Annotated in this window: 17 protein-coding genes and 1 pseudogene; 9 read left to right on the plus strand and 9 right to left on the minus strand. The window is 27.4% G+C overall.

Features of this window, described 5'->3' with window-relative positions; translation table 11 throughout:
• Positions 1-145: 145 nt before the first annotated feature.
• From CIGNP91_RS07910 to CIGNP91_RS07915, 3 genes are read right to left on the minus strand one after another with little or no spacing between them, the layout of a single operon-like run.
• Positions 146-559, minus strand: coding sequence for an HAD family hydrolase (locus CIGNP91_RS07910; RefSeq protein WP_236848389.1), 414 nt, complete (start codon positions 557-559; stop codon positions 146-148).
• On the minus strand, positions 534-767 hold the full coding sequence (locus tag CIGNP91_RS08785; protein WP_236848390.1) for a hypothetical protein: 234 nt from the start codon (positions 765-767) through the stop codon (positions 534-536). Before CIGNP91_RS08785 ends, CIGNP91_RS07910 begins: the two co-directional genes overlap by 26 nt.
• 43 nt (positions 768-810) lie before the next feature.
• Positions 811-1,470, minus strand: coding sequence for an acylneuraminate cytidylyltransferase family protein (locus tag CIGNP91_RS07915; RefSeq protein ID WP_180383231.1), 660 nt, complete (start codon positions 1,468-1,470; stop codon positions 811-813).
• Between the two features lie 103 nt (positions 1,471-1,573).
• Here CIGNP91_RS07915 and CIGNP91_RS07920 point away from each other — a divergent pair, with 103 nt between their 5' ends.
• The gene (locus CIGNP91_RS07920; RefSeq protein WP_180383232.1) at positions 1,574-1,900 is read left to right on the plus strand and encodes an HAD family hydrolase; all 327 of its coding nucleotides are present in this window, start codon (positions 1,574-1,576) and stop codon (positions 1,898-1,900) included.
• A gap of 10 nt (positions 1,901-1,910) precedes the next feature.
• Here the strand turns inward: CIGNP91_RS07920 and CIGNP91_RS07925 are convergent, their stop codons facing one another.
• The gene (locus CIGNP91_RS07925) at positions 1,911-2,399 is read right to left on the minus strand and encodes an acetyltransferase (RefSeq protein ID WP_086253847.1); all 489 of its coding nucleotides are present in this window, start codon (positions 2,397-2,399) and stop codon (positions 1,911-1,913) included.
• A gap of 140 nt (positions 2,400-2,539) precedes the next feature.
• On the opposite strand from CIGNP91_RS07925, the gene CIGNP91_RS07930 reads away from it, so the two are divergent.
• The 3 genes and pseudogenes from CIGNP91_RS07930 to CIGNP91_RS07940 all read left to right on the plus strand — a co-directional run.
• Positions 2,540-2,731 carry a hypothetical protein gene (locus tag CIGNP91_RS07930; RefSeq protein ID WP_141081107.1) on the plus strand — a complete coding sequence of 64 codons (192 nt, stop codon included), beginning with the start codon at positions 2,540-2,542 and terminating at the stop codon, positions 2,729-2,731.
• A 186-nt stretch (positions 2,732-2,917) separates the two neighbouring features.
• Complete coding sequence (locus CIGNP91_RS07935; RefSeq protein WP_141081108.1) at positions 2,918-3,247, plus strand: hypothetical protein; 330 nt, start codon at positions 2,918-2,920, stop codon at positions 3,245-3,247.
• Between the two features lie 141 nt (positions 3,248-3,388).
• Positions 3,389-3,640: pseudogene (locus CIGNP91_RS07940) on the plus strand (hypothetical protein); the annotation flags it as partial.
• Positions 3,641-3,824: 184 nt separating this feature from the next.
• On the opposite strand, the gene CIGNP91_RS07945 reads toward CIGNP91_RS07940, so the two are convergent.
• The 5 genes from CIGNP91_RS07945 to CIGNP91_RS07965 form a co-directional block, all read right to left on the minus strand.
• On the minus strand, positions 3,825-4,445 hold the full coding sequence (locus CIGNP91_RS07945; RefSeq protein WP_086253851.1) for an HAD family hydrolase: 621 nt from the start codon (positions 4,443-4,445) through the stop codon (positions 3,825-3,827).
• 843 nt (positions 4,446-5,288) lie between these two features.
• Positions 5,289-6,284, minus strand: coding sequence for a 4-hydroxy-2-ketovalerate aldolase (locus tag CIGNP91_RS07950; protein ID WP_086253852.1), 996 nt, complete (start codon positions 6,282-6,284; stop codon positions 5,289-5,291).
• Complete coding sequence (locus CIGNP91_RS07955) at positions 6,271-7,905, minus strand: hypothetical protein (RefSeq protein WP_086253853.1); 1,635 nt, start codon at positions 7,903-7,905, stop codon at positions 6,271-6,273. The genes CIGNP91_RS07950 and CIGNP91_RS07955 overlap by 14 nt, the downstream gene beginning before the upstream one ends.
• The gene (locus CIGNP91_RS07960) at positions 7,902-8,693 is read right to left on the minus strand and encodes a 3-deoxy-manno-octulosonate cytidylyltransferase (protein ID WP_236848391.1); all 792 of its coding nucleotides are present in this window, start codon (positions 8,691-8,693) and stop codon (positions 7,902-7,904) included. The genes CIGNP91_RS07955 and CIGNP91_RS07960 overlap by 4 nt, the downstream gene beginning before the upstream one ends.
• Positions 8,627-9,373: an acylneuraminate cytidylyltransferase family protein gene (locus CIGNP91_RS07965; RefSeq protein ID WP_086253855.1), complete on the minus strand. Its 747-nt coding sequence runs from the start codon at positions 9,371-9,373 to the stop codon at positions 8,627-8,629. The genes CIGNP91_RS07960 and CIGNP91_RS07965 overlap by 67 nt, the downstream gene beginning before the upstream one ends.
• A 525-nt stretch (positions 9,374-9,898) precedes the next feature.
• Between CIGNP91_RS07965 and CIGNP91_RS07970 the strand changes: the two genes are divergently transcribed.
• The 5 genes from CIGNP91_RS07970 to CIGNP91_RS07990 are packed head-to-tail and all read left to right on the plus strand — an operon-like array spanning position 9,899 to position 13,915.
• The gene (locus tag CIGNP91_RS07970) at positions 9,899-10,789 is read left to right on the plus strand and encodes a phosphoribosyltransferase family protein (protein WP_180383233.1); all 891 of its coding nucleotides are present in this window, start codon (positions 9,899-9,901) and stop codon (positions 10,787-10,789) included.
• 9 nt (positions 10,790-10,798) lie between these two features.
• Positions 10,799-11,437, plus strand: a complete 639-nt coding sequence (locus CIGNP91_RS07975; RefSeq protein WP_086228826.1) for a cytidylyltransferase domain-containing protein — start codon at positions 10,799-10,801, stop codon at positions 11,435-11,437.
• Positions 11,434-12,432 carry a hypothetical protein gene (locus CIGNP91_RS07980; protein ID WP_086228827.1) on the plus strand — a complete coding sequence of 333 codons (999 nt, stop codon included), beginning with the start codon at positions 11,434-11,436 and terminating at the stop codon, positions 12,430-12,432. Before CIGNP91_RS07975 ends, CIGNP91_RS07980 begins: the two co-directional genes overlap by 4 nt.
• Entirely contained in the window at positions 12,429-13,175 is a 747-nt protein-coding gene (locus tag CIGNP91_RS07985; protein WP_086253857.1) for an acylneuraminate cytidylyltransferase family protein, read from the plus strand. Before CIGNP91_RS07980 ends, CIGNP91_RS07985 begins: the two co-directional genes overlap by 4 nt.
• Positions 13,172-13,915: a 3-deoxy-manno-octulosonate cytidylyltransferase gene (locus CIGNP91_RS07990; RefSeq protein WP_086253858.1), complete on the plus strand. Its 744-nt coding sequence runs from the start codon at positions 13,172-13,174 to the stop codon at positions 13,913-13,915. Before CIGNP91_RS07985 ends, CIGNP91_RS07990 begins: the two co-directional genes overlap by 4 nt.
• Positions 13,916-14,032 lie beyond the last annotated feature (117 nt).

Below are 14,032 nucleotides of genomic sequence, written 5' to 3' on the forward strand. Positions count from 1 at the left end.
TCATACTTTATAGATATTTTTATTATTTATTGGATATAATCGCAATTAAATTTACTAAATCCAAAGGATATGTTTTGGTTAGTTTTATGACCAAATAATAAAATTGCATTAAACTTACACCAAAAGTATAATATTATTAAGAAACTTATATAATTAAATTATTCCAATCTTCTATATATATTTTTGATTTATCTTTTAGATTTTTATTATTAAATCCATAAAAACCGATCTTATTAATACTAGCTGCCTCGTAGTCGTTGATGCTATCGCCAATTAGAATAGTCTGGTTTATATTATAATTATAAGATTCCAAAAGATTTTTAATTAGTTGATTTTTAGGCGTTGGAGAGCCATTTATGGAGATAAAATATTGTGATAAATCCAGCTTTTGACATAAAAAATTAAGCTCATTATGTTCCGAACCAGAAACTATATGAAAATTATATTTTTTATAATTATTTTTGATAAAATTAACCGTATCATTTATCAAATATTTTTTATCACTTAAGGATTGGCGCATTATTTGTGTAAATTTATTCTGTATATTGCCATATTTCATTCCTGCCAATCTCTTGTTTTAATATTGTATTAAAAAAATAGTTTATTTTATGAAATCTAGATAAGCCACCATTTAGATTATGGTATTTTATTAATTTTTCGATATCTTCATTATCAAAAGAGCGAAAAATCTCTCTAAATCCATAATCTCTAATAGCCAAACTATCAATGATAACTCCATCAAAATCCCATAAAATATTACTAATCACCACTGTGTCCAATTGCAAAATAAAATTGGATTATATCATAGATTTACTTAACGAATTTATTATATAAAAACTCTGCAAATTCAAAATCTATATCGTTATCAATATCTACTCCTTCTATATCATTAACAAGATAGAAATTTGGATTATAACCTAGTATATCTTTTTTTCTTAACATTATCTCTAAAGGCAAAATATTTATAGCATGATTTAATGATATAATATTTGGTAAATCTTGACTTCTTGGTTTTTTATCGGGATTATAATTGATTGGTTTATTATCTAGCCATAAAAAATGTTTAACCGAATTTACTGTGGCCAATGAATCAAATTTATTTAAATTTGATTCATATTCTAAAATACATCTAGCTATTGTTTCATCTTTTATCATTGGACTTGTAACATGAGCAATCAAAATACCATCAGTCTCTATGTTTTGAGCCATATTTTCATATAATTCATTTGCTACTACTTCATTGCTAGCAAAATACTCATCACGTTTAACTGTGCTTGCACCCAAGTTTTTAGCAATGTTTAACATGGTATCACAATTTGAATTTACAACTACATCTTCTAAAAGACCTAAATTTTTTATTTTTAATAATTGTCTTACCTTTAATTCTAGCAAGGATGAGCCAGCAAATGGTTTTAAATTTTTATTTTTTACTCTTAATGAGCCGCTTCTTACAGGAATTAGTGCTTTCATATTGCACCCCCAAGACATACATCTTGCTGCGGTGCATATTTTGGATTATTTAGGGCAGCTACCCCCCCCCCATCTCTTTATCTTTTTTATGAAGCATTTTGCAATGACATCAGATAAAGCTCAAGAAGCATCTGATATATTTAGAGATAGATATAAAAATTATGATTTATTAAAAGCATATCTATATGATAATATATTAGAAGTTTTGCAATATATACAATCAAAAGGTATAAAGCAAGCTATAGCAACAAATAAAAGGCAAGATTATGCAATAGATATTTGCAAACATTTTGGTATAGATAAGTTTTGCAATCCTATTTTAGGGCCAGATAACATAACAAGCAAAACTAAAGCGGATTTAATTAAAGATAAATTAAAAAAGTATTTGAAGTCAGATATTAAAAATTTAGATTATCAAGTAGTAAAATAACTGCAGCAATCTAGTTCTTTACTACCCTGCATGGATTTCCGTATGCTAAGCTACCTTCTAAAATATCTTTAACCACTACACTTCCAGCGCCAATTGTAATATCTGGTTTTATCGTAATATTTTGGATAACGCTCAAGCCAATGCCGATCCATGAGCGCTCTCCTACAAGCGATCCTCCGGCTATTGCCACGCATGGACAGATGTGAGCAAAATCGCCAATTGTGCTTTTAGCATTGATTATAGCGCCTAGCATTACCACACTCCCATTGCCGATAGTTACATCACTGCCTATTACTGATGTAGGGTGGATTAGCGTAATTAACTCAAATCCGCTTGACAAAACCAAATTTTGCAATTTTTGTCTAATTAAAGTGTTGCCAATAGCAATAATAATTGGGTGTTTTGGCAAATTTGAGTTAAATTTCATATCGCTATTATCATCTAAAAATATCAAATTATCATAGCCGTTTGCTCTAGAGCTTTTAAAAAATCGTCTTATTTACCTTAGCGCAAGAATTAAAGATTTTAATCAGTTGCGAGAAGATATTAATAATTATTGGGGACAAATTTATGAAATGTTGGGTAAAAATCCAAATAAACCTTTAAAAGATGATGATTTTTTTTAAAGCAACATTGGATATGTATTTTGAATACAATCGTAGATCAGAAAATCCGCATAAAGATTTTTTGCTTAATGAAAAATTTACACTCAAAAATCTTTTACAATCCAATGACGCGGATAACACAGAACTAAAACGCAATAGGGAAGAGATAGAAAAATATATTAAAAGCCCTTGCAGAATTTACAAAGCATTATTATTTTATGCATAATCTCGAAGAAAGCGATGCGAATTATGAGAGAAATTATCTTGATAGTAATGAAGAATTAAAAAAACTGGCTAAAGAAAATATCTCGTTTAGGTTTTGGCTCATTTGAACCACTTATTTTGACTATTTTGCATAAAAGAAAAAAGTATGATATAGACAACGAAAAACTACTTGAAACTTTTAAAGAAATTGAGAAGTGTCTTTTTTCTTGTTTTTGGACTTTCTCCGCATCAAGCTACGCTCAAAAGCTCTACAATATATAACTTTGCAAGGTGGTTTTATTATAAAGAGATGAATTTGGATTATATAAAAGATGAAGTGCGTAAAATTTGTCGCCAACATTTTGATCTTGAAAACTTTTATAGCCATATAAATAAAAAGGATAATGTATTTTTTGGTTGGAATAAATTAAGGTATTTTTTATTTGAATATGAAGAAAGCCTAATCCAAAAATCTCAAGGCGAAAAAATTGAGTGGAAAATTTCACTAAGACATATCAAAAAGAACATGAGACAATAGAACATATTCTACCTCAAACTCCAAATGAAGATTAGAAAAGAATTCTAAATAATACATATGGTGTAAAAGGCAAACAAGAATCAAAAAGATCTCGAAATATTAAAAAATAACACACGCATTAGGTAATCTCGTGCTAAAAACTCAAGCTTGCTTAATAACTCATTTGAGCTTAAAAAAGAAGAATTTTCTACAGGTTCATATGCGGAAATAGAAATTTCCAAAGAAATACAATGGGGAAAAGTAGAAATTGAAAAGAGAACGGAAAAATTATTAGACTTTTTATTTGATCGTTGGAAAATTGATGAAATATTAGAATATTTGATTAAAGAAGATGTCGTAAATTGGATAAATGAGCAAAAAGAGTATAAAAAACTATGCTTTAAAATCTCTTAAATAAGCCCAGCTACTAAAGGTGGCTGGGCTTATCGTTGTAATGATAATGAGTTGGTATCAAGTATATAATTTATATTTTGTTCTTATGAAATTTGCTTTTTTGGTATCTCTTTGCGTTTATATATCGATAAATTCTTAGTAAAAGTAATCCAAAATTAGAACAAAACTTATTTAAATTATTTAATTATATCCCTAACTTTTTTAATATCTCTGATGGAGTATTTGCATATCCATCAATATTATTAAATCCAAAACCATAATTAACACCTATAAAATCAACTCCAACATTATCGGCAGCTTGTTTATCGCCATTAGTATCACCAATCATTATAGCTTTTTTGGCATTTGTGTCTAATATGCAATCTTTAATTAAATCCGCTTTAGTTTTGCTTGTTATGTTATCTGGCCCTAAAATAGGATTGCAAAACTTATCTATACCAAAATGTTTGCAAATATCTATTGCATAATCTTGCCTTTTATTTGTTGCTATAGCTTGCTTTATACCTTTTGATTGTATATATTGCAAAACTTCTAATATATTATCATATAGATATGCTTTTAATAAATCATAATTTTTATATCTATCTCTAAATATATCAGATGCTTCTTGAGCTTTATCTGATGTCATTGCAAAATGCTTCATAAAAATAGTTTGTGGTACTGGGCCGATAAGCGATTTAATCTCATCAGCACTTTTGGCTGGTAAATTTAATTTATCTATAGAATATTGAAATGCACAAACAATACCTTTTTGAGTGTTTAGTAATGTGCCATCTATATCCCATATAATTAAATCGTATTTCATATTTCCTCCTTATATAAAAATATATAATATTTGTTTGATTTTTATTTCAAGAAACAATTATTTTTGCAAACGGACAAATATTTTTATTTTTCTCCCCAATTGAATTGAAATGAATAAACAGTATTAATGCCTTTATACACACTATCTTTTATTAAATATCTCAATTTATTAGAATTGATTTTAGAGATATTTATGTAAAAACTTTTAGATTTATTAAAGTAGCTACTAAAAACAATTTATACAAAACACCAATTTTATCATAAACTAAATATGGCTAAACTTAAAAACTTTTCAAGATTATTGCAAATTATGTTTGCTTAAATAAGAAATTGTAATTTTAAATTATATTACTATTTTTATAAAAACAATATAAGTAACAAAATAATATTTATATTATCTAGTTACTGATTACACTTTATTTGAATCTTAAAATCCAGTGTCAAGTTGAGAAATGTCAATTTCTTATTAATATTTTTTCATTAAATACTATAAATAAATCAAGCAAACAAAGCTCATCTGCCTTGAAATATTTGTTAACATATTTTGCAGTTTACCTTTCTAAACGCTAAACTCTGTTATTATGCCACTTATATTATTCTATTGGAATTATATAAATAAAGCTTTGACAGAATTTGCTCAAGAAAGTATACACACTTTCCCAAAACTGCCAACATCGATCTTTTGATTAGAATTTGAAGATTTTCTAAATTTTTAACAATCTACTTAGTTTAGCAATCATCCATATTCTTGATAAATACCCTATCAAGTTTTAATTCTTTTAATCAATTTAATGGATAAATATTGATATTATATAGGTATTTAAGAAATATGGATTAGACGGTATTAGCATTTACAGAAGTTTTGCATTATTCTATTCGCTTCATTTTTATTGAATTTAGCTCCATAGCCATATTGTTTGATATTGTTTTGCAAAAGAATATTTTGTAAATAAGAAAAGCCTTGAGCATCAAAATATTCCGGATAACTTCTGTCTATATTTAAAATAGCTGAGTGAGCATATATGGCACTATATCCCCATTTATTAAATTTTTGATATTCTTGTATGGTTTCATTTAAGAGATATAGTGGCTTTATATCATATGTGTTATCAAGATTAACATGATTAACGATGAGCTCTGTTGGCAAATTTCCAGGAATCCTTCCCATGCCGCTTATAGAAGCATCAATAAGGATATTTCTATGTGAAAGCAAAGATATTCCTCGCAGTGCAAGGGATAATGCAGAAGACAAATTTTCATGCAAGTGAATACCTATTTCGATGTTATACGGTATCATGTCATTAAATAATTTAATAAGCTTTTCAAAGCTATCATTTTGCAAAGCTCCAAAAGTATCTACAAGGTAAATTCCTTTTGGTTTTAGAGGCAATAAAAATTCCAAAATCGTCATAATTTCATCTAAGGAGTATTTGGTAATAGCTATAGGATTTAAATATACATCATAATTTAAATCTTGTAATTTGCTTACATAATTTTTAAGATCTCTCAAATGTTCTTTATAGAAAGATACTCGAACAAAGTCTACAAAGTTTGATTTTTGCAATTTATTAAAATCGCATCTATCTGTTCGAAGCATTAAGCCAAACTTATTCTGGTTTTTTTGAATCTGACTCAAAATATCATCAATGTGTTGAATGTCGTTAAATATACTTGAATCTTTATCATAAGAAGTATTTTGCAAAAACCCAACTTCAATAAGATCTATTTTTGCTTGAGCAAGATTTGTTAAAATATGCAAAATATTGTTTTTGCCAAAAACTCCTTGATTAATATGCGCACCATCTCTTAAAGTGCAATCTAGAATTTTAATATTGTTCATGAAATAACCCCAAATTTTTTAGTAAATCGTTAGCCAATCTTATTGCTTGCAGATAAAGACACAAGGCTCTGTTTTCTGTTTTATCGTGCTTTAAATGAAACCACATTAAGCTTGAAAAATGCATTACTTCTGCAAAATGTATTTTTAACTTAAAATCTGGATCTTTAGCTATTGGATAATTTAAAATTAGTTTTTCAACATCATTTTTAATTTGTTGATATATAGATAAAAGATCGCCGTTACCAAGCTTCAAAGAAAAACTGCTTTCCTCTTGATTAGTATATAGCATTGAAGTCTCTGAAATATCCGTATGTATTAAATCATAAAGCCCATTAAAAGAATGCCATAATTTCCCAAAATCATAGTAGATATCAGAACCATTTAGCTCCCCCCTAGGATCCGCTAAAATAAAATCGCATTTTCTTTCATCAATTAACATATTTTGGAAATGTAAATCTCCATGAATCATTACCAATTCATTTGGATTAAAAAGCTTGGTTTGATTTTGGTAGTTATGTAAAATATCGATAAGATATTTTAAATTTAGATATCTTTGCCCGTTAATAATGATATATTTGCTTAATAAGATTTTATTAAACGGTTCTATGTGTTGAATACGCATTAACCTCATATAAAATCTTTCAAAGTGTTTTTTTTCAACCCAGTTGTCAGATGCAACAGATATGCGATTTATATATACATTATCAAATAAATAATTTAGTATTTTTTCTATAAAATATAATGTTTTTGAAGATAAAAATTTTCCAGAAATAATTTTTTTTCTTAAATTTTCTAAATCATAGAAAGGCATAGTAAACCAAGATTCGCTAGGTGTTATTTTGTAGTCAATAACAGTTGGGAATTTATCTTTTAGATTGTTTGGAAGGTTTTTTAGCCATTCAATTTCCATAATTAATTTATCATTTCCTTCTAGATCGGCATATTTTTTTACTGTATTTAGTTTGCTAAGACCAGCAAATGAACCGCCTATTAGTTCTGTTGATTTTATATGATTGGCTTCGGCATTCACATCTATTTTTTGTAGCCTAAGACCAATTTTATTTATTATGACTTGCAGGTACGGCATATTACAAATTTCTCTAAAGCTCTTGATTTGTAAGATATCTGATTGAGTAAGAAATATTGCTCCATAGTAACTAAGCCACGGAAGCATTTCTGGAGTTTTATCACTGACTTTTATAATATTATCATCCTTTTCCTCTAGATTTAAACCTTTTGTATATAGGCTATTTCTTTTCTCAAGTAAGATTTTAGATTTAGATAAATTGTTGATAAGTTTTTCTAGATCTTTTATTTCAAAAAAAGCATTACCATTAATAATTAATAGATTTTCTGAATCCCAAAAATTATCAATGTAATATTTTACAGAATAAAAACTTTTTTGATTATTGTTTGAAACTTTAATAAATTGTGCATCAAGATTTATTTCTTTTGTTTCTTTTTTATCAGTTATAATGTAAATTTGATTTTTTTTAAAACCCATAAGTGTTAAGATGCGTAAATGATACTCTAGCAGAGTAACTGCTCCGATGGTTAGGTTAAAGCATGACGGTGATTGTGGATTATTATTTTTACCGGCTGCTAAAATTAAAATCTTCAAATATCTCTCCTTGATTCAAAAATAGTTTTAACACTTTCCAAATCTTTTGGTGTATCTACAGATAGTGTTCTAAAATTATCTGTTTCGATACATAAAATCTTTTTATTGTGTTCAATAAATCTTAAAGTCTCTAATCCTTCTATTTTCTCATATTTAGAAACTGCTGTTTTAACAAAAAAATCTAACATGGATTTAGTGTAGGCTAAAATTCCAACATGTTTATAATAATCAAATTCTAAGCATCTATAGGGATTAGGTATAGGAGTTCTAGACATATAGAGAATTTCTTTATTTTTATTAAAGACAATTTTGATATTGCTAGGGTCTAAAAGTTCATTTGGGGTTTTGATTTTACAAACTAGGTTGGCCACGAAATCTTTAATAATGATTTTTGGTACAATTTGATTTATCATTTCATGTTTTATCAATGGCTCATCACCATTAATTTGTACATATAAATCAGCATCAATGCATTCTGAAACTTCATGAATTCTAGAAATAGCACTATAGTGAATGCGTGTCATTATCCAAGGAATTTTATATTGATCGCAAACTTTAGTAATTCTTTTATCATCTGTGGCTACAACAAGATCTGTAAGTTTTTCAGCCTTTTTAGCCTGTTGATATACCCACCATATCATGGGTTTGCCTAAGATATCAGCTAAAGGTTTGCCCGGAAACCTTGTAGAACCATATCTGGCCGGAATTACACCTAGAATTTTCATGATGCAACCCCATAGGTTATATATCTTATGGAGTGGTGAGCTATATAGCGAGAAGCTAAGCATCTATCCCCCCCCCCCTTATCAATGATAATATCTTCATTTAACCAGGCCAAAGCAGCTAAATAATCATATTTTGTATCTATGTCTATAGAGGCTTTTTGATTCACCTCGAATCTATAGGCTTTAGGACCATAATTATAATGCCATTTTCTTATAGATTCTATTGGTGCATATATAATGCCATTTGTGAAAAAATCCAGTGCTGGCAAGTCTTGTGAGTTTTTGTGTTTTAAGCCCATTTCATAATTTAATGGCCCATTACTATCAAGCATATAATGTTTAAATTTATAAATAGTAATTAATGAATCATATCCATCCTGTAATGCTTCAAAATATTTCTTTTTTGTTTGTCGCATGAGATATTCATCCAAAAATGGGGAAGTGACGCAAGTCCATGCGAGATGTCCCTTTTGGATGATATCTATTAAATATATTAAAAATTCACTAAATGGTTTGCTTTCGTTTGCAAATTCTATAGGTCTTTTTATAGCCTCTACTCCCATATCTGCCGCTATTTGCAACATTTCTTCACTATCTGAACTTACAATAATTCGGTCTGCAATTTTGGAAGATTTTACTTGGCGTATTTTTCTAGTGAGTAAATTTTCGCTACCAAAAGGTTTTATATTTTTGCCTGGCAATCTTGAGCTACTAGCTTTGACGGGTATAACGGCCGTGATCATATTTTTTGCTCCTTACTTATTTATAGCAAAGCATACAGACAATTAGGGTTCATCCATCATTAATTGTAAGTTTGCTTATATTTGACATAAAAACCACCATATAATATTTACTATTGAAAATGTAAATTTTCAATAGTAGAAGTATAGCTATTATGAGCTTAAAATATCTTTAGTCTATATTACTTAGTATATGAATTTAATTCACATATTGACTTTATCATAGTTTGAACTAATATTTACTATTGAAAGTTTACATTTTCAATAGTAAATAGCAAAAGTGAATATAATTTAATGAATAATGTTTTTAATTATCTAGATAATAACCATATATTGTTTATATCTCATTGCAAAGATTTATTTTCTATAAAATTTATACAGTATTGTAAGCGCTTGCTTGGGAAAAAGCCATTAACAATAGATTTTGATCAATTTAATGAAAATATAGTTAATTTTATACAACTTTGTCAATATAAATATATCATTATCAATGCTATAGATGCCTCCGAATCAAATTTAAATAAAATAATGGATAAAATAGAGAGAAATTGTATTATAATTACCTTGTGCGGAGAAAAATTAAAATTTAACAACATATACTCTATAGACATCCCTGATTTTATGGGATTTAATAATCATAGTTCTCAAATAGAATATTATGGAAAATCAAATCGATATATTTTAATTGATTATATTATTGAAGAAATTATAAATAATATTAATAATTTGGAATTAATCAATTTTTCTAATTTAAATACTAATCCGATAGTGGCTACTAAACAACAATATTGCTCTTTGAGATTACTATATCAAGGAAAACCAGATGATTTTATTCTAGATAGAAATGTTGGAGAATTTAGAATTAATCTTGGTAAAAAGTTATTTTATTGTATAGAGAAATCTGTATTAGAGAGCATAGATTATATAGTACCTATTCCATCTAGCGGTATTTTTTATGCTGTTGGATTATCTATTATTTCTAAAATTCCGGTAATGCCTATCGCAAATAAATTAAATATTAGCGAAAGAGCTTTTGAAATTCAAAATATAGATAGTAGAAAACGAAATCTTTATAACAATATTCAAGTTAATTCACACCTTATTAAAAATAAAAATATTTTATTAATAGATGAAGCTATATTTACAGGTGCTACATTAAAGGTATTTTGCGATATATTAAAAAATACTGCAGTTAAAGATATGCATATAGCAATTCCATCTCCCAAATGTTATAATGAGTGCGGTTATTTGGTTCAACCAAAGAGAGAATTGCTTTTAAATAAATTGCAAGATGATCATCTATCTTATTATTTTGGTGTTCAATCTGTTAGCTTTTTAAATTTAGAAGACTATGAAGATGAATTAAGAAGTATTGATAATATTTGTATCGAGTGCTTTAAAAATAAAACTATAAAATAGGAGTTGTTAATGTTTAGTGTAGTAATACCAATTAAAAAAAGAAAATTTCAATTAGAAACTATAGAAATAAATTCAAAAAGCTTATTAGATAAAAAATTAGAAAATCTATTACATATAGATATGGTAGACGAAATTATATTAGCCTCAGATGATGAAGATCTAACAAGATATGCCGACTCTAAGATTAAATTTTTATTGAGAGATATAAAACACATAGATAATATTTGTTATTTAGCAGATAATATTTTAAATATAGCATCTTGTGAGCATATAGCTTGGACGCCAAGCACCACCCCTTTTATTGATCAAAAGATTATATGTGATATATTTGAAAAATATTTATCTTTAAATTTTGATATTTACGACTCGCTTATAACTTGCAAAATACTTCAAGGATTTATATTGGACGATAATGGACCAATAAATTTCTATACAGGCAAAAAAGAATTAAATTCTAGAACACTATCAAAATTATATCAAATTATTGGCGGATGCTTCATCGCGCCAAAATCTACAATTAAAAAATATCATTTTCAATGGGGTGCAGTTCCTTATAAATATATAATAGACAAAAAACATTCACTAGATATTAAAGATAAAGAAGATTTTGAAATATATAATCTTATAGGCAAGGATTTTATTATATGAATATTTCACTTTTGGATTGCACATTGCGAGATGGTGCCCATGTTAATAAAGGATTGTTTGGTATATCTACTATACGCAACATTATTAATGCCCTAGATAATGCGAAATTAGATGTTATAGAAGCTGGGTTTTTGAGAAATGTAACATATCAGGATGGCTCAACAATATTTAATGAAATCGATGATTTTGAGCATCTAATAAACCATAAAACAAATTCCAATATTAGTCTAATGATTAGACCTGATCAGTACAATATAAATAAACTATACAAAAAATCGGATTTAATAGATAGATTGAGATTTGCTTTTTATAAAAAAGATATTGATATTACAAAAGATTTTGTATATAAGGCAAATAACCTTGGATATAAAATTAGCCTTAATCCTATAAATATAGGTATGTATTCTTATGTTGAGATAGAAGATATATTAAAAAATATAATTGACTTACCAATTGATTCTATTTCTATAGTAGATACTTTTGGTATGTTTAAGAAAGAATCATTTAGAGCAATTTGTAATATTTTTTCTATGCATTTACCTAAATCAATATCTTTAGGAATTCATTTACATGAAAATTTGAGCTTAAGTTTTGGGCTTATATGTGATTATTTGGAATTTGGTGATAAAAGAAAAGATATAATTATTGATTCGGCTTTATTTGGGATGGGAAGAATACCCGGTAATCTGCCTACAGAGATTATAGCTCAACACCTCATAGAAGAATACAACAAACCATATGAGCTAGAATATATTTTACAAATAATATCTCAAGAAATTGAACCAATTAAACTAAAATTACCTTGGGGATATTCTCCTGTATATTTACTGACTGCTACAAAATGCATACATAGAGATTATGGAGAATATTTACATAATATGAAAGTGCCATATAATTTATGCGTTGAAATTTTGGACGAAATAAAGAAAAAAGGCAAATCTCTTATATATGATAAACAATTTATAGAAAATTTATTAAAAAAAGGAAATATATGAAAAAAGATATAGTTGCCGTTATACCTGTAAAAGAACATAGTTCTCGATTAAGCAATAAAAATATTTTGCCTTTTGCCGATACAACATTACTAGAATACAAAATTAAACAGCTCAAACAAGTAAAGGAAATTAGTAAAATATTAGTTAGCTCTGATAGTATTAAAATGCTAGAAATTGCAAAAAGCTATGATGTCGATATTGACAAAAGACCAATAGAATATGCTAACGAAACAAAACCATTTGGTGAATTTTTACAATATATTACAACAATAGTAAACAATACACATTTAATGTGGGCTTGTTGCACTTCACCACTTGTATCAACAGATAGATATAAAGAAGCTATTGAATCTTATTTTTATCACTTAAAAAATAATACACATGATTCTTTAATTACGGTTTATAAATTTCAACACTATTTGCTGGATAAAAAAGGACCTTTGAATTTTGTTAGAGGTTTAGGACATGTAAATTCCCAAGATTTACCATCTTATGATTATTTTACCAACGGAATCATACTATCCCCGATTGAATCTGTAAAAGAGTGGAATTATCATTATGGACCAAATCCATATAGAATGTACTTAACTCAAATAGAATCTATTGATATTGACACCGAATTTGACTATTATTGTGCCTTGACTGGATATAAATTACTATCTAAATATATGTGGGGGGGGGTAATAGTAAATAACTCCTTTTATGCACCTTTGCTTGCAAAAACCATCAAAGGTGCCATATGAAAGTTGTAGGAATAATCCCAGCAAGATATGAATCTAGCAGATTCCCCGGAAAGCCTTTGGCAGATATTTGTGGCAAACCAATGATATGGTGGGTTTATAATGCAGTAAAAAATTCAAAAATAAGCGATTTGTACGTTGCTACAGATGATATCAGAATATCTAATGCTTGTAATAATTTTAATATTCCTAACATAATGACTAAAAAACATAAATACGCAATTGATAGAGTTCAAGAAATAACAGATATAATAAAAGCTGATTACTATGTACAAATTAATGGCGATGAACCGTTGATAGATTATAATGTTATTAATAAAATATTGATTAATGATATTAAACATGATCAAGAATATATATTTAATATTGTTACAAAGATAAAAAACCCTGTAGAATTATTATGTCCAACGAATATAAAAATAATATTTAATAACGATAAAGAAGTATTATATCTATCTAGAAGTCCTATTCCTAATCCATACAATAATATTGAATTTGCTTACTATAAACATGTCGGAATATTAGGATATAATAAAAAAGCACTAGATTTTTTTAAAAATACAGCGCCCGGTTACTTGGAAAATATAGAAGGCATTGAATTGATTAGATTTATAGAACATAAAAAGAAATTTATATCTATTATAGTTGATAATATTGCTACTTTATCTGTAGATACGCCAAAAGACATACATTTAATTAGAAACATAATTCAAACTAAATATAAAAATATCTATAAAGTATGATAAGAAATTAATAAAAATACATATGGGGCATTCGTATTTGTACCCCATATAATTATTTAAGTATAATAACCCTCACCTACTCCACTGGCAACAACACCATCGCAGCTTTAAGCTCAG

This window comes from Campylobacter sp. P091, assembly GCF_002138935.1.
In the GTDB taxonomy this organism is placed as follows: domain Bacteria; phylum Campylobacterota; class Campylobacteria; order Campylobacterales; family Campylobacteraceae; genus Campylobacter; species Campylobacter devanensis.